The sequence below is a fragment of the Streptomyces sp. NPDC007929 genome (assembly GCF_042959065.1).
GTDB lineage: Bacteria > Actinomycetota > Actinomycetes > Streptomycetales > Streptomycetaceae > Streptomyces.
In genome coordinates this window covers 1-15,404 of the sequence record NZ_JBIBKD010000009.1, presented here as the reverse complement: position 1 = coordinate 15,404, position 15,404 = coordinate 1, and the positions used below count along the sequence as shown (strand labels likewise).

14 protein-coding genes and 1 rRNA gene are annotated in these 15,404 nt (G+C 73.6%); 3 read left to right on the top strand and 12 right to left on the bottom strand.

All coding sequences use genetic code 11. The features are described 5' to 3' along the window. Window positions 1-83: 83 nt before the first annotated feature. Window positions 84-1,727 carry a PucR family transcriptional regulator ligand-binding domain-containing protein gene (locus tag ACFZDE_RS28425; RefSeq protein ID WP_391204492.1) on the top strand — a complete coding sequence of 548 codons (1,644 nt, stop codon included), beginning with the start codon at window positions 84-86 and terminating at the stop codon, window positions 1,725-1,727. Between the two features lie 164 nt (window positions 1,728-1,891). Here the strand turns inward: ACFZDE_RS28425 and ACFZDE_RS28420 are convergent, their stop codons facing one another. The 5 genes from ACFZDE_RS28420 to ACFZDE_RS28400 form a co-directional block, all read right to left on the bottom strand. Continuing rightward, window positions 1,892-3,034, bottom strand: coding sequence for a glycosyltransferase (locus ACFZDE_RS28420; protein WP_391006536.1), 1,143 nt, complete (start codon window positions 3,032-3,034; stop codon window positions 1,892-1,894). Between the two features lie 233 nt (window positions 3,035-3,267). After that, window positions 3,268-4,986, bottom strand: a complete 1,719-nt coding sequence (recN, locus tag ACFZDE_RS28415; RefSeq protein WP_391205021.1) for a DNA repair protein RecN — start codon at window positions 4,984-4,986, stop codon at window positions 3,268-3,270. A gap of 154 nt (window positions 4,987-5,140) precedes the next feature. Further along, a complete protein-coding gene (locus tag ACFZDE_RS28410) occupies window positions 5,141-6,046 on the bottom strand; it encodes an NAD kinase (protein WP_031112347.1) in 906 nt (301 codons plus the stop codon). Then, entirely contained in the window at window positions 6,043-6,858 is an 816-nt protein-coding gene (locus ACFZDE_RS28405) for a TlyA family rRNA (cytidine-2'-O)-methyltransferase (RefSeq protein WP_391204489.1), read from the bottom strand. Before ACFZDE_RS28405 ends, ACFZDE_RS28410 begins: the two co-directional genes overlap by 4 nt. 7 nt (window positions 6,859-6,865) lie before the next feature. Next, on the bottom strand, window positions 6,866-7,192 hold the full coding sequence (locus ACFZDE_RS28400) for a hypothetical protein (RefSeq protein ID WP_391204487.1): 327 nt from the start codon (window positions 7,190-7,192) through the stop codon (window positions 6,866-6,868). Between the two features lie 42 nt (window positions 7,193-7,234). Between ACFZDE_RS28400 and ACFZDE_RS28395 the strand changes: the two genes are divergently transcribed. Beyond that, window positions 7,235-7,582 carry a sterol-binding protein gene (locus tag ACFZDE_RS28395; protein WP_391006528.1) on the top strand — a complete coding sequence of 116 codons (348 nt, stop codon included), beginning with the start codon at window positions 7,235-7,237 and terminating at the stop codon, window positions 7,580-7,582. Here ACFZDE_RS28395 and ACFZDE_RS28390 read toward each other — a convergent pair. The 4 genes from ACFZDE_RS28390 to ACFZDE_RS28375 all read right to left on the bottom strand — a co-directional run bounded on the left by ACFZDE_RS28390 (window position 7,566) and on the right by ACFZDE_RS28375 (window position 11,673). After that, on the bottom strand, window positions 7,566-8,453 hold the full coding sequence (locus tag ACFZDE_RS28390) for an ATP-binding cassette domain-containing protein (RefSeq protein ID WP_391204484.1): 888 nt from the start codon (window positions 8,451-8,453) through the stop codon (window positions 7,566-7,568). The genes ACFZDE_RS28395 and ACFZDE_RS28390 overlap by 17 nt on opposite strands. Then, window positions 8,450-9,490: an iron chelate uptake ABC transporter family permease subunit gene (locus ACFZDE_RS28385; RefSeq protein ID WP_391204481.1), complete on the bottom strand. Its 1,041-nt coding sequence runs from the start codon at window positions 9,488-9,490 to the stop codon at window positions 8,450-8,452. Before ACFZDE_RS28385 ends, ACFZDE_RS28390 begins: the two co-directional genes overlap by 4 nt. Beyond that, window positions 9,487-10,530: an iron chelate uptake ABC transporter family permease subunit gene (locus ACFZDE_RS28380; protein ID WP_391204478.1), complete on the bottom strand. Its 1,044-nt coding sequence runs from the start codon at window positions 10,528-10,530 to the stop codon at window positions 9,487-9,489. The genes ACFZDE_RS28385 and ACFZDE_RS28380 overlap by 4 nt, the downstream gene beginning before the upstream one ends. A 111-nt stretch (window positions 10,531-10,641) precedes the next feature. Beyond that, window positions 10,642-11,673, bottom strand: a complete 1,032-nt coding sequence (locus ACFZDE_RS28375) for an HAD hydrolase-like protein (RefSeq protein ID WP_391204475.1) — start codon at window positions 11,671-11,673, stop codon at window positions 10,642-10,644. A 72-nt stretch (window positions 11,674-11,745) separates the two neighbouring features. On the opposite strand from ACFZDE_RS28375, the gene ACFZDE_RS28370 reads away from it, so the two are divergent. Beyond that, on the top strand, window positions 11,746-13,038 hold the full coding sequence (locus ACFZDE_RS28370; RefSeq protein WP_391204472.1) for a DUF1015 family protein: 1,293 nt from the start codon (window positions 11,746-11,748) through the stop codon (window positions 13,036-13,038). Window positions 13,039-13,135: 97 nt separating this feature from the next. Here the strand turns inward: ACFZDE_RS28370 and ACFZDE_RS28365 are convergent, their stop codons facing one another. The 3 genes from ACFZDE_RS28365 to rrf all read right to left on the bottom strand — a co-directional run. Then, the gene (locus tag ACFZDE_RS28365) at window positions 13,136-13,957 is read right to left on the bottom strand and encodes a tetratricopeptide repeat protein (protein WP_391205018.1); all 822 of its coding nucleotides are present in this window, start codon (window positions 13,955-13,957) and stop codon (window positions 13,136-13,138) included. Continuing rightward, window positions 13,849-15,069 carry a hypothetical protein gene (locus ACFZDE_RS28360; protein ID WP_391205015.1) on the bottom strand — a complete coding sequence of 407 codons (1,221 nt, stop codon included), beginning with the start codon at window positions 15,067-15,069 and terminating at the stop codon, window positions 13,849-13,851. The genes ACFZDE_RS28365 and ACFZDE_RS28360 overlap by 109 nt, the downstream gene beginning before the upstream one ends. Window positions 15,070-15,312: 243 nt before the next feature. Then, a 5S ribosomal RNA gene (rrf, locus tag ACFZDE_RS28355) occupies window positions 15,313-15,404 on the bottom strand; the annotation flags it as partial.

Sequence of the window (15,404 nt, the reverse complement as noted above, 5' to 3'; positions counted from 1 at the left end):
TCCACGGCGGGATCCGGGGCGTGATCGTCCCGGTGCCCGTCCGGAGATGTCCGTAGGGCACCCGCGCGGGTAGCGTCCGGCACATGGACAGCGGGACGGACAGCGGTTACGACACCCAGGGCGCCGGGATCACCGTGCAGCGGGCGCTGGAGCTGCCGGGGCTGCGCAGCGGACTGCCCGAGGTGCTGGCGGGTGCCGAGCGGCTCGGGCGGACGGTGCGCTGGGTGCATGCCGGCGAGGTGCCGCACATCGCCTCCCTGCTCAAGGGCGGTGAACTCCTGCTGACCACGGGCTACGGCCTCGGCACCCGCCCCGCCGAGCAGCGGGCGTTCGTGCGCACCCTGGCCGAGCGCGGCATCGCGGCCCTGGTCGTGGAGCTGGGCCCGCGCTTCACCCGGCTGCCCGCGGCCCTCGTCGACACGGCGCGCACCGCCGGGCTGCCCCTGGTCCAACTGCACCGCGAGGTCGCCTTCGTCACGGTCACGGAGGAGGTCCACACCGAGATCGTCAACGGCCACTACGCCCTGCTCCAGCGCGCCGAGGAGGTGCACCGACGGTGCACTCAGGCCGTGCTGGGCGGCGGCGGTGTGCCTCAAGTGCTGGGCATCCTGGCCGACTTCGCCGGGAACCCGGTGTTCCTGGAGACGGCGGACGGTCAGTTGCTGTACGCGGCCGGGGCCGGTCCCGAGGGCGCGGACCCGCTCCAGGTGTGGGAGGGGCTGCGCGGCCAGCACAAGGACGAGCCGCCGCTCGCGGGTTCGGTGCTGGTGGACGTGCCGGGCGGCGGGCCCGGCAGCGGGGGTGTCCGGGCGCGTCTGGTCCTGCTGCCCGTGCGCACGCCCCTGGCGCCGGTGCACCGGATGGCGGCCGAGCGGGCCGCGGGCATCCTGGCCGTGGTGCTGATGCAGGCCCGCCAGGAGGAGGAGCTGGCGGCGCGCGGGCGGGGCGATTTCCTCACCGACCTCGCCGAGGGCCGGGTGAGCGCCGAGGACGCCCCGGCGCAGGCGCGCGTGCTGGGCTTCCGGCCGGGTGAGGGGCCGCTGCTGCCGGTGGTGATGCGGCTCGGGGACGCCTTGTCGCCCGGTGGCGGCTGGGCGGTGCTGGCCCGGGCGATCTCGGAGGAGCTGGCGTCGGTGGGGGTGCCGGTGCTGCTCGGGGTGCGGCCGGTGGAGGGCCGGGTACTGGTGCTGCTCGGGCTGCGGGCGGAGTCGGAGCGGGCCGCTGTCGCGGACCGGGTCGCGGCGGCGCTGCGGGCCGGGGTGGGCCGGGCGGGCATGCCGCGGCCCGGCGGGCAGCCGCCCGTGGTGGTCGTGGGGACGGCCGGGGGCTGGCCTGCCGCCGCCTCGGGGCTGCGGCACGCCGCCGAGACGGCCACGGCGGCGCAGGGTCTGCCGGACCGGCCCTGGTACGACGCCCGCCGCCTGGACATAGACCTGCTGCTGTGGCGGCTGCGCGACCATCCGGACCTGGCGGCCTTCGTCGACCGGGCCCTCGGCCCGCTCCTGGAGCACGACCGCCGCTCCCGGCCGCCGCTGCTGCCCACGTTGACGACCTACCTCGCCCACGCCGGGCGCAAGGCGGAGACGGCGCGGGAGCTGCATCTGAACCGGCAGACCCTGTACAACCGGCTGGCGCGCATCGGGGAGTTGCTGGGCACGGACCTCGACGACCCGCAGACGGTCCTGGCCCTGAGCCTGGCCCTGCGGGCCCGCAGGCACGTCCCGTAGCTAGGGGGTGTCTGACGAATGAGCGCGGGAGAAGGAGCGGCGTCCGGTGCGTGCGATCGCAAGGCGCCGGAGCGTCCTCGTGGCGGAGCCACGTGGACGGTTCGGCAACGCGGCGAGCGTGCGTGCCGGGCGTCGCGACGCCGCGGGCATGTGTCAGACACCCCCTAGGGAAGGGGCCGGGGCTGGGTCAACTCGTCGTACACGCTGAGCACTTGGGCGACCGTCTCGTCCTCGGTCGGCCAGCCGGCCGCCTGCCGGGCGCCCTTGGCGGCCAGCACGTCCCGGCGGGCCCGGTCGCCGAGCAGCCGTACGACGGATTCGGCGAGGGCCTTGGCATCGCCGTAGGGGACGAGTTCGGCGGCGTCGCCGACGAGTTCGGGGATGCCGCCGACGTCAGTCGCGACGAGGGGCACGCGCGCGTGCAGGGCCTCCTGGGCGAGGACGGAGCGCGCCTCCCAACGGCTCGGCAGCAGGGCGAGGTCGGCGGCGGCGAGCAGGTCGGTGACGTCGTCGCGCCGTCCGATGAGCCGGACCGGCAGGCCCTCCTCCTCGATCCGCCCCTGGAGTTCTCCGCGCAGCGGCCCCTCCCCCGCGATCACGACCAGGGGCAGGGGATCGAGCCGGCGCCAGGCGCGCGCGGCGTCCAGCAGCACGTCGTATCCGCGGTGCCGCTCCAGGGAGCCGACGGCGATCAGCAAGGGCCGTCCGATGGCGCCTAGTTCGGCGCGCGCCTTGGGCCGCAGCCGGTCGGGGTCGTCGGGATCGAGGGGCCGGCGGGGGCCGGGCAGCGCGACGGCCGCGAGCCGTGCGTCCCGCGCGCCGGTGAGCCGGGCCCGGTCCACGAGCGGCGAGGTCGTGCCCAGTACGACGGTGGCCGCCTTCACGACCCTGCGTTCCAGGACCCGCAGCATGTGGGCGCGGGCGCCGTCGGCGTGCGCCCGGTCGTGCCAGGTCACGACCAGCGGGGTGCGCACGCGCCGGCCGCTGAGGGCGAGCACGGTGCGGAAGGAGGCGTGCAGTCCGTGCGCGTGCACCAGATCGGCGTTGGCGCAGGCCGCCCGCAAGGCCGCCACCGACACGGGATCGCTGCTGCGCGGTACGTGCACGTGGTCGGCCCCGACCCCGCTGAAGTCGTAGGCGCGGTCGGCCTCACAGGGGGCGCACACCGTGACTTTCACGCCCCGCGCGACGAGCCCCGCGGCCAGCGAGCGCACATGCGCACTGCTGGCGGCATTGCCGCCGCCCAGCACCTGCACGGTGCGCAGCGGCAGCCGGCCGTGCGGTGAGGGGGTGCTCACGGGGGTCACGTGGCCGGGCTCCTGGTTCGGGTCGGGCGGTCACGACGCGTACTCCGCCAAGGATGCCAGGACATACGGGGGTTCCGGGAACGCCCGGACCCCCGCGACGCGACAGCGGGGCGCGACTGCGGGGGCATGCGCCGGGCCGGGTCACCCACACGAGTGAAATCGGGCGACCCGCCCGGCCTTGCCGCACCGCTGCCGGTGCGCGGCATTCCGCTGGCCGTCCGCCCGGGCCGCCGCTAGCCGTCCGCCCGGGCCGCCGCGAGCAGTTCCTCCGCGTGCGCGCGGGCCGTCTCGGAGTCCTCCTGGCCGGCGAGCATGCGGGACAGCTCACGGACCCGGTCCTCGCCTTCGAGGACCTTGACGCCCGAGCGGGTCACTGACCCGTCGTTGGTCTTCTCGACCAGCAGCTGCCGGTCGGCGAAGGCGGCCACCTGGGGCAGGTGCGTCACGACCACGACCTGTGCGCTCTTGGCCAGCCGTGCGAGCCGCCGGCCGATCTCGACCGCCGCCTTGCCGCCGACCCCGGCGTCGACCTCGTCGAAGAGGTACGTCGGCACGGGATCCGTCCCCGCGAACACGACCTCCACGGCCAGCATCACCCGCGACAGCTCACCCCCGGACGCGCCCTTGGCGATCGGCCGGGGCGGTGCGCCCGGGTGCGGGGCGAGCAGCAGTTCCACCTCGTCGGCGCCGGCGGGGCCGTAGGCGACGGGACGGCCGCCGACCTCGACGCCCTCGGGGTCCTCGGTCTGCCGGATGTCGAAGGACACGCGCGCGTGCGGCATGGCGAGCGAGGCCAGCTCGGCGGTCACGGCGGCGGCGAACCGCTCGGCGGCCTCCGTCCGGGCGTCCGTCAACGCCTGCGCCAGCCCGCCCAGTTCCAACCGCAGGGCGTCCCGCTCGGCGGTCAGCTCCCCGATCCGCTCGTCGTCGCCGTCGAGTTCGGTGAGCCTCGTGGCACTCTGCTCGGCCCAGGCCAGCACGGTGGCGATGTCCTCGCCGTACTTGCGCGTCAGCCCGGTGAGCGCGGCCCGCCGCTCCTCGACGGCCGCCAGCCGCAGCGGATCGGCGTCCAGGTCGTCGGCGTACCCCGCCAGGTCCCCGGCCGCGTCGCGCAGCAGGATCCCGATCTCCCCGATGCGGTCCGCGAGCGCGGCCAGCGCCGGATCGTGCGACCGTACGGCGTCCAGGGCCCGCTGGGCGCCCGCGACGAGCGTCCCGGCGTCGACGCCCTCGGGGTCCTCGGGGTTGCCCGCGAGACCGGCGTGCGCGGTCGCGGCGGCGGACGCCAGCGCCTCGGCGTGCCCGAGCCGCTCGGCCTCCTCGGCCAGCTCGACGTCCTCACCGGCGCGGGGTTCGACGGCGGCGATCTCGTCGAGCCCGAAGCGCAGCAGATCGGCCTCCTGGGCCCGTTCCCGCGCCCGGGTGGTGATCTCGTCCAGCTCGGCGGAGACGGCCCGCAGCCGCTTGTACGCCTCGCCGTACTTGGCCAGCGGCCCGCCGACCGCGTCGCCCGCGTACCGGTCGAGTGCCTGCCGCTGCCGGGACAGCTTGAGCAGCCCCTGCTGGTCGGTCTGCCCGTGCACGGCCACCAGTTCGTCGGCGAGCTCGGCCAGTACGCCCACGGGCACGCTGCGCCCGCCCAGGTGCGCCCGCGAGCGCCCCTCGGCGGAAACGGTACGGCTGATCAGCAGGGCCCCGTCGTCGAGCTCGGCCCCGGCCTCCTCGGCGCGTACGGCGGCCGTGGCGTCGAGGGGAACGGTGATCCGCCCCTCCACGACTGCCTTGCCGGCCCCGATCCGCACGAGCGCGGGGTCGGCCCGCCCGCCCAGCAGCAACCCCAGGCTCGTGACCACCATGGTCTTGCCCGCGCCCGTCTCACCGGTGACCGCGGTGAACCCGGGCGACAGCTCGACCACGGCGTCGTCAATCACGCCCAGCGACCGTATCCGCATCTCCTCCAACACGGACACGACCTTACGAGGTCGGGGCGGCGGATTGCGACCGGCCTGCCCTTGTCACCCACGCGAGTGGTCCGGGTGCAGGGGCGCGGGGAACTGCGCGACAGGCCACCACGCACCCGCACCCGCCGACGACGAGCACCCACCCCTAATGGGGGGCGCCCCGCCACCCGGAAACCGGCAGCGCGAACTTCGCCACCAGCCGGTCCGTGAAGGACGCGTGATGCAGCCGGGCCAGCCGCACCGGCACCGCCCCCCGCCGCACCTCCACCCTCGCCCCCGGCGGCAACTCCACCGTCCGCCGCCCGTCGCACCACAGCACACCCGGCGGAATGTGGGGCAGAACCTCCACAGCCAACACGGAATCCGGCGATGTCACGAGCGGCTTCGCGAACAGCGCGTGCGCGGAGATCGGCACCATCAGCAGCGCCTCGACCTCCGGCCACACCACCGGCCCGCCCGCCGAGAAGGCGTACGCCGTCGAGCCCGTGGGCGTCGCGCACACGATCCCGTCACACCCGAACCCGGTCACGGGCCGTCCGTCGATCTCGAGGACGATCTCCAGCATCCGCTCGGCGGACACCTTCTGCACGGCCGCCTCGTTCAGCGCCCAGTCCGTGTGCACGATGTCCCCGTTGCGGTGCACGACGACGTCGACGGTCATCCGCTCCTCGACCTCGTACGCCTTGGTCACCACCCGGTCGACGACCTTGTCGAGGTCGTCGCGCTCGGCCTCCGCCAGGAACCCGACGCGCCCGAGGTTGACGCCGAGCATCGGCACCCCCGACGCCCGCGCGAACTCCGCGCCGCGCAGCAGCGTGCCGTCGCCGCCCAGCACGATGAGCAGCTCGCACCCGTCGAGGCACTGCGGAGTGGCCTCCTTGACCAGCTCCACCTCCGCCGGCAGCGGCAGGTCGCGGGCCTCGGCCTCCAGGACGCGCACGCCCAGCCCGGAGCGCAGCAGCCCCTTCACCACGAGCTCGGCACTGCGCACGGCCGCTGGCCGGCCCGTGTGGGCGAGCAGGAAAACAGTACGAGCTCGGTTCTCGGTCAACGCGGCCCCTCCGCCACTGCACGGTCTGCCTCGGCCGGGTCCAGTGCCGGTGCCCCGGACCGCAGCCACAAGAAGTATTCGACATTCCCCGACGGCCCGGGCAGCGGACTGGCCGTCACGCCCTTCACCCCGAGCCCCAGCCCCCAGGCCCTCTCGGCCACCCCCCGTACCGCTTCGGCCCGCAGCTGGGTGCTGCGTACCACTCCCCCGCTGCCGAGGCGCTCCTTGCCCACCTCGAACTGCGGCTTGACCATCATCACCAGGTCGGCGTCCGGTTTCACGCACCGCACCAGGGCGGGCAGGACCAGCCCGAGCGGGATGAAGGACAGATCCCCCACGACAAGATCCACTGGCTCCCCATCGATCGCTTCAAGCGTCAACTCGCGTACGTTCGTACGGTCCTTGACGGTGACGCGTTCATCCTTCTGCAGGGACCACGCGAGTTGTCCGTATCCGACGTCCACGGCGACGACATGGGCGGCGCCCGCACGCAGCAGGACATCGGTGAAGCCACCGGTGGAGGCGCCCGCGTCGAGCGCCCTGCGCCCCTCGACGGGCAGCCCCTGCGGACCGAACACGGCGAGCGCCCCGGCCAGCTTGTGACCGCCGCGCGAGACGTAGTCGGGGTCGTTGTCGTCCTGGGCCACCACGATCGCGGCGGCGGTCTCCACCTGCGTGGCGGGCTTGGTCGCGACGGTCTTGCCGACGGAGACCCGCCCCGCGGCGATCAGCTGCGCGGCGTGCTCGCGCGAGCGCGCGAGCTTCCGGCGGACCAGCTCCGCGTCCAGACGGCGGCGTGCGACTCCTGCCACGTTCGGTTCAGCTCCTGTGCTCGTGCGGCGATCGAAGGGGGTGACCCGAAGGGTCTCGTTGAGGGGTGGTGGTCGGGTGACGGGCGGGGGCCGGAGGTCCCGGGCGGGCGTCGAGCGCGGTGAGCGCGTCGCGCAGCCCCCGATGTACATCCTCGTACACCTCGACATGCCCGTCCGTGGCGAGGTGGTCGGCGTCGCCGAGGCGGCCCAGGGCGGCGTCCACGGCAGCGTCGCCGGTGGGCGTGCGGGGCACGTTCAGGGGAGCGGGGGCGGCGGGGTCGTACGCCGGCTCCTCCTCCGCCGCCGGAGGGGCCTCGGGAACTGCGTCGTCCATGCCCCGACGCTACCGCGAACCGCTGCGGTACCGTCGACCGCGATGGCCACGATCGAGGAGTGCCGCAGCGCACTCGACAAGCTTTCGGACAACATGCAGCGCGCCGAAGGGGACGTCCGCGACGCCGCGGCCCTGGACCGCTCGGTGAGCTGCCACATCACGGACCTCGACATCACCTTCACCGGCCGCATGCGCGGCGGACGGATCGAGGTGCACGACACCGTGCCGGGGCCGCCGCCCGGCAAGGCCGAGATCAGACTCGCCATGACCGGCGACGACCTGGTGGCCCTGGTCGGCGGCGAGCTGCACTTCGCCAAGGCCTGGGGCTCCGGCCGGGTGAAGCTGCACGCGGGCGTGCGCGACCTGCTCCAGCTCAGGAAGCTTCTTTAGCCGGGGCCTTCCCGGCCGCGGCCCCGGCCCGGGCCTTGCGAGCCGCCGGCACGACGAGCGGAGTGCCCGTCTCCGGGTCGTCGATGACCTGGCAGCGCAGCCCGAACACCTCCTCGACCAGCCCGGCCGTGACGATGTCCTTCGGCGCGCCCTCGGCGATGACCCGGCCCTCGCGCAGGGCGATGAGGTGGGTGGCGTAGCGGGCGGCGTGGTTCAGGTCATGCAGTACGGCGACGAGCGTGCGCCCCTGCTCCTCGTGCAGCTGTGCGCACAGGTCCAGGACGTCGATCTGGTGCTGGATGTCCAGGTAGGTCGTCGGCTCGTCGAGGAGCAGCAGCGGTGTCTGCTGGGCGAGGGCCATGGCGATCCACACGCGCTGACGCTGACCACCGGAGAGCTCGTCGACATAGCGGTCGCCGAGTCCGTCGACGCCCGTCTGCCGCATGGACTCCTGCACGACCTGCTCGTCCTGCGCCGACCACTGGCGCAGGATGCCCTGGTGCGGGTAGCGGCCGCGGCCGACGAGGTCGGCGACGGTGATGCCGTCGGGCGCGACGGACGACTGGGGCAGCAGGCCGAGGGTCCGTGCGACCTTCTTGGCGGGCATCGACTGGATGACGTTGCCGTCCAGCAGCACCCGGCCCTGGCTCGGCTTGAGCATCCGCGACAGCGCCCGCAGCAGCGTCGACTTGCCACAGGCGTTGGGACCGACGATCACCGTGAACGACCGGTCGGGTATCTCCACCGACAGTTGCTCGGCGATGACCCGCTGGTCGTAGGCGAGGGTGACGTTCTCGGCGGACAGGCGGTTCACGGGGCTCCCTTGGTCGTTCAGTCCGCTGCCGGCGCGCTTCTCCACACCGGGTCTCATATCCGGCCCGCCTTTCGCTCGCTGACCAGCAGCCACAGCAGGTAGACCCCGCCGAGCACACCGGTGACCACGCCCACGGGCAGCTGCTCGGCGCCGAACGCCCGCTGCGAGACCCAGTCGGCGACGACCAGCAGGGTGGCGCCCATGCACAGCGAGGGCAGTAGGTTCGGCCCCGGCGAGCGGGTCAGGCGCCGGGCCAGCTGCGGCGCGGTCAGCGCGACGAAGCTGACGGGACCGGCCGCGGCGGTGGCGGACGCGGTGAGCAGCACCGCCGCCACCATCAGCAGCAACCGCACCCGCTCGACCCGAACCCCGAGGGCGTACGACACGTCGTCGCCCATCTCCATCATCCGCAGCCCGCGCGCGTTGCCGAGGACCAGCGGCACCAGTACGGCGGTCAGGGCGAGCAGCGGCCACACCTGGGCCCAGTCCCGGCCGTCGAGGGAACCGGTCATCCACACGACCGCGCGGGCCGCGTCCACGATGTCGGACTTGGTGAGCAGATAGCCGTTGACGGCCGTGACGATCGCGGAGACGCCGATGCCGACCAGGACCAGCCGGTAGCCGTGCACGCCGCGCTTCCAGGCGAGCAGGTAGATGGCGAGACCGGTCACCAGGCCACCCACCAGCGCCCCGACGGCGACCTGACCGGCGCTGCCGGAGGTCAGCACGATCACCACGAGGGCACCGGCCGTCGCCCCCTGCCCGAGGCCGAGGACGTCCGGACTGCCCAGCGGGTTGCGGGAGATGGCCTGGAACAGCGCGCCCCCGAGGCCGAGCGAGGCGCCGACCAGCAGCCCGACCAGGACCCTCGGCAGCCGCAGCTCGTTGACGATGAACTCCTGGCCCGGATTGCCCTCGCCGACCAGCGTGCGCAGCACGTCGGCGGCCGGGATGGGGAAGTCGCCGGTGCCGATGAGCACGACACTCGCCGCGAGCGCCGCCACGAGCAGCAGGAGCACGACGGTCAGGGCCCGTACGTCCAGGCGTATCGAGAGGCCGCCCGGGGTCCGCACGGCACGGTTGGTGGTCTTCACAGCTGAGCCGTCCTCCGCCGCCGTACGAGGAAGATGAACACCGGCCCGCCGAGGATGGCGGTGACGATGCCCACTTGGAGTTCCGAGGGCCGGGCCACGATCCGGCCGACGACATCGGCGCCGAGCAGCAGCACGGGCGACAGGATCGCCGCGTACGGCAGGATCCAGCGCTGGTCGGGTCCGGTGAAGGAGCGCACCACGTGCGGCACCATCAGCCCGACGAACACGATCGGCCCGCAGGCGGCGGTCGCGGCCCCGCACAGCACGGTCGCGGCCAGCATGGACAGCGCCCGCGTGCGGTTGAGGTCGGCGCCGAGAGCCTTGGCGGTGTCGTCACCCATGGCCATGGCGTTGAGCGGCCGGGCCAGGGTGAGGGCCAGGACGGTACCGGCCAGCAGGAACGGCAGGACCTGTGTGATGGTCGCGTTCGTCGCCGAGGCCAGCGAACCGACCGTCCAGAAGCGCATCTTGCCCAGCGCCGCCTCGTCCATGATCATCACGGCCTGGAGGTAACCGTACAGCGCGGCGCTGATGGCCGTGCCGGCGAGCGCGAGCCGCACCGGCGTCGCACCCCGGCTGCCGCCGAGGAACCAGACCAGCGCCCCGACCGCGGCCGCGCCGAAGAACGCGAACCAGACGTAGCCGCTGAGCGAGGTGACCCCGAAGTACGTGATGGCCGTGACGACCGCGGCCGACGCCCCCGCGTTGATGCCGAGCAGTCCGGGGTCGGCCAGCGGGTTGCGGGTGAGGGCCTGCAGCACCGCGCCGGCCAGGCCGAGAGCGGCGCCGGCGAGCAGCCCGAGCAGCGTCCGCGACACCCGCTCGGCGACAACGACATCGCCGTAGGTCCCCGAGTCCTCGAACAGGCCGTGCCAGACCTGCCCGAGCGACAGCTCTTTCGCTCCGATCGCGATGCTCGCCAGCGAGACGAGCACCAGGAGCGCCACGGACAGCAGGAGCCCGAAGGCTCGGACCGCCCGTCGGGTCGGGGGCGCGGGGGCGGTCTCCGCGCGCTGTTCGGGGGGACTCTCGACCAACACGCAGTTAGGTTAGCCTACCCTCGCATTTGGGCACGATACGGAGGCCTGCCCGCTGGGTACGACGTGGAGGCCTGCCCGCCTCGGGTACCCGGCGCGGGCCCTGACAGGCGCTCAGAGACCCAGCCGCGCCAGCGCCTTCCCCCCGTCCCGCTCGCACACACCCTCACCGGCCGCTGTCCACGCCGCGGCACACAGGGCGCGCAGCCCGTCCAGCGCCTCGCCCTCCCCGTCGAGCTCCAGCCGGTCCGCCCCGGCCGTCGCCGTCCATCCCCCGCACCGGAAGCCGCCCTCGCCGGCCGCGACGACCTCCGGCTGACCGGTCAGCATCCCGCGCAGATCGGCGTCCACATACGTCGGCCGGTGCTGCGGCGGCGCGGCCAGCAACTGCGCGCCGTCGGTCACACCGGTCAGGACGAGCAGTGAGTCGACCTCCCCGTTGAACGCGCCCTCGATGTCCGTGTCCAGCCGGTCACCGACGACCAGCGGCCGCCGCGCGCCGGTGCGCAGAATGGTCTCCCGGTGCATGGGAGGCAGCGGCTTGCCCGCGACCTGCGGCTGTGCGCCCGTGGCGATCCGCACGACCTCCACCGCGGCTCCGTTGCCCGGCGCGATCCCGCGCCCGCTCGGGATGGTCAGATCGGTGTTGGACGCGAACCACGGCACACCGCGCGCCACCGCGTAGGACGCCTCGGCGAACCGGCCCCACGGCAGTGTGGGCCCGCCGTACCCCTGCACCACCGCCGACGGATCGTCGTCCGCCGACTCCACGGGCACCAGCCCGCGCTCGCGCAGCGCCACCCGCAGCCCCTCACCGCCGATCACCAGCACCCGGGCGCCCTGCGGCACCTGCTCGCTGATCAGCCGCGCGACCGCCTGCGCCGAGGTGATGACGTCCTCCGCTCCCGTCGGTATCCCGAGCTCCGTGAGATGACCGGCGACGGTGTCCGGGGTCCGCAGCGCGTTGTTCGTCACGTACGCCAGGCGCATACCGCCCGCCCGGGCCGTCGCCAGCGACTCGACCGCGTGCACGATGGCGTTCCCGCCCGCGTACACCACGCCGTCCAGATCGAGCAGGGCAGTGTCGTACGCCTCGCTCAGGGCCTGCCCACTGGCCTCGGGCCTCGTCCTGACGCTCCGGCTCATCCCGCATCGCTCCTCGTTCGACGGCTTTCCCCCGATCATCCCCCATGCCACCGACAGCCGTACGATGCCCTGATGAAGACAGCAGGTCACTCGGAGGCAACGGCGCATCGAGGCCTGGAACTCACCCCGTTCCGAGGCCTTCGTTACGACCCCGACCGGGTCGGCAGCCTTGCCGCCGTCACATCCCCGCCCTACGACGTCGTGGTACGCCCCGACGGCCTGCACCACCTCGAGTCCGCCGACCCGTACAACATCGTCCGTCTGATCCTCCCCCAGGCCGACACGCCCAGCGCCCGCAACGAACGGGCCGCCGACACCCTGCGCCGCTGGCTGTCCGAGGGCGTCCTGACCACCGACCCGGAACCCGGCCTCTACGTCTACGAGCAGCAGGACGGCGACGGCATGCTGCAACGCGGCATCATCGGCGCCCTGCGCGTCTCGGACCCCGCCGAGCAGGTGGTGCTGCCGCACGAGGACGTCATGCCGCACATCGTCGCCGACCGCGCGGACCTCATGCGCGCCACCTCCGCCAACCTCGAACCCCTGCTCCTCACCTACCGGGGCGACAGCAAGACGACCACCACGGCCGACCTGATCGAGCGCACCGCCGACCGGCCCCCGCTCCTGGCGACCACCACGGAGGACGGATTCAGCCATCGTCTGTGGTCGGTCACCGACCCCGGCGACCTGGCGGCGATCCAGTCGGACCTGGCCCGGCACCAGGCCCTCATCGCCGACGGCCACCACCGCTGGGCGACCTACCGTCGCCTCCGCACGGAGCACCCCTCGCCCAGCCCGTGGGACCACGGCCTGGTCCTCCTCGTCGACACCGCCCGCTACCCCCTGCGGGTCCGCGCCATCCACCGCCTCCTGCACGACCTACCGGTCGGCGACGCCGTGACCGCCCTGGAAGGCCACTTCCGCGTACGGCGCCTCGAAGCCCCGCTCACCGAGGCGCTCGCCCAGCTCGCCGACGCGGCCTGCGCCGGCAACGCGTTCCTGCTGGCCGGAGACGGCGCCTTCCACCTCGTCGACCAGCCGGACCCTGAGCTGCTGGCCCGGACGATCCCCACCGACCGCCCGGTCGCCTGGCGCACCCTGGACGCGACGGTCCTGCACGCCACGCTCCTGGAGCACGTGTGGCACATCCCCGAGGACTCCCCCGCCCACATCGCCTACATCCACGACACGGCGGCGACCGTGGAGAAGGCCGAGCGCGACGGCGGCACGGCCGTCCTGATGCACCCGGTCCGCGAGGAGGTCGTCCGCGACCTGGCCCGCCAGGGCGTCACGATGCCCCGCAAGTCGACGTCGTTCGGCCCGAAACCGGCGACGGGTCTGGTGCTGCGGGCACTGGAGTTCTGACTGGACGAGATGCGGCACGGACACGACGAAGGGGCGGGACCCCGGGCCTCACGGCCGGGATCCCGCCCCTTCCCTCGCTCGCGACTTCTTACGGACGTCAGTCCTGGTCGTTCCCGTCCTTGTCGTCCCGGCCCTGGTCGTCCCGGTCCCGGTCGTCCCGGCCCTCGTCCTCGGCCTCGACGTCGTCCGCCTCAGGCGTGTCGTCCGAAGACTGGACCTGGTCGTCCTCGCCCGCGTCGCCGGCCATGGCGTCCACGAACTCCACGCCGTCCAGCTCGGCGAGCCGGTCCGAGGCGTCGGTGCTGCCGTCACGGTCCGCCTCGACGGCCTTCGCGAACCACTCCCGCGCCTCGCTCTCCCGCCCGGCGGCGAGCAGCGCGTCGGCGTAGGCGTACCGCAGGCGCGCGGTCCACGGCTGCACGGAGTTGGCGGCCAGCTCCGGGCTCTGCAGCGTCACGATGGCCGCGTCCAGCTGCCCCAGGTCCCGCCGCGCACCGGCCGCGACGAGCCGCATCTCGACCTGCCCGGCCTTGTCGAGCTTGTGCACCTCGGGCGCCCCGGCCATGTCCAGCGCCTTCTCGGGCCGCTCGAGCCCACGCTCGCAGTCGGCCATGACGGGCCACAGGTCGATGTTCCCGGTCATCCGCTTCGCGGCCCGGAACTCGGCCAGCGCCTCGCCGTACTTCTGGTTGGCGTACGCGGCGAACCCGGCGGCCTCCCGTACGGCTGCGACACGCGACGCCAGCCGCAGCGCCACCCTGGAGTAGCCGTATGCGCCCTCGGGGTCCTCGTCGAGGAGCCGCGCGACCATCACCAGGTTCCTGGCGACGTCCTCCGCGAGCGTCTTGGGCAGGCTCTGCAGCTCCTGCCGTACGTCCTTGTCGATCTCATCGCCCGTGACGTCCTCGGGGATCGGCAGCCGCTTGATGGGCTCCCTGTCCCGCTCCCGGTCCTCACGGAACCGGCCGGGACCACGCCGGTCGTCCCGGCCCCGGAAGCCACCGCGGTCGCCGTCACGCCGGTCACCGTCACGGCGGAAGCCGCGGTCGCCCCGGTCATCCCGTCGCGGGCCGCGTCCGCCGCGGTCGTCGCGTCGGTCGTCACGACGGTCATCGCGTCGGTCATCGCGTCGGTCATCGCGTCCGCGGAAGCCACCGCGGTCGCCGCGGTTGTCACGGTTGTCGCGGCTGTCGTCCCGGCGGAAGCCGGGGCGTCCGCCCCGACCGGCGTCGTCACGCCGGAACCCGCCGCGCTCCCCACGGTCGTCGCCACGGCGGTCATCGCGCCGGTCGTCGCGTCCTCGGAAGCCACCACGGTCGTCACGCCGGAAGCCACGGTCGCGGCTGTCGTCACGGCGGAAGCCACCACGGTCATCGCGGCGGTCGTCGCCTCGGTCATCACGACGGGGGAACCCACCGCGATCGCCGTCACGCCGGTCATCCCGCCTGTCATCGCGACGGTCGTCGCGCCGGAAGGCAGGACGGTCGCCTCGGTCGTCACGCCGGAAGGCCGGGCGGTCACCACGGTCGCTTCGGTCGTCGCGCCGGAAGGCCGGGCGGTCACCACGGTCGCTTCGGTCGTCGCGCCGGAAGGCCGGGCGGTCACCGCGATCGTCACGGCCCCGGAAGCCGCCGCGGTCGCGGTCGTCCCTGCGCGGACCACGGTCGCGGTCGTCACGCCGGCCGTAACCACCACCACGGTTGTCACCGCCACGGTTGTCACCGCCACGGCTGTCATCACGACGGAAACCACCGCGGTCACGGTCGTCGCGGTCGTCACGCCGGAAGGAGGGACGGTCGCCACGGTCATCCCGGCGGAAGCCGCCGCGGTCGCGGTCGTCCCTGCGCGGACCACGGTCGCGGTCGTCACGCCGGCCGTAACCACCACCACGGTTGTCACTACCGCGGTTGTCACCGCCACGGCTGTCGTCACGACGGTTGTCATCCCGGCGGAAGCCACCACGGTCGCCTTCACGGCGCCCGTAGCCCCCACGGTCGTTGCCGCCGCGGTCGTCGCGGCGAAAACCTCCACGGTCCCCACGGTCCCCGCGGCCCCCGCGCTGACCGCCGCGGTCGTTGCGGTCGCCCCGGTCCCCCTCCCGTCGCCGCTGGTCGCGCTCCGGTCGGTCGTCGGGAGAGTTGGTGGACATGGTGACTCCTGTCTTCGGTACCGCAAGTCATTCTCGCGCAACCGGGTGCCCGGCGCGCACTGCAAAAACAAAAAGGACCCTTGGTCCCAGCTGAACGCTGGGACCAAGGGTCCTTTCCAAAGATTGTTCGGCGGCGTCCTACTCTCCCACAGGGTCCCCCCTGCAGTACCATCGGCGCTGTAAGGCTTAGCTTCCGGGTTCGGAATGTAACCGGGCG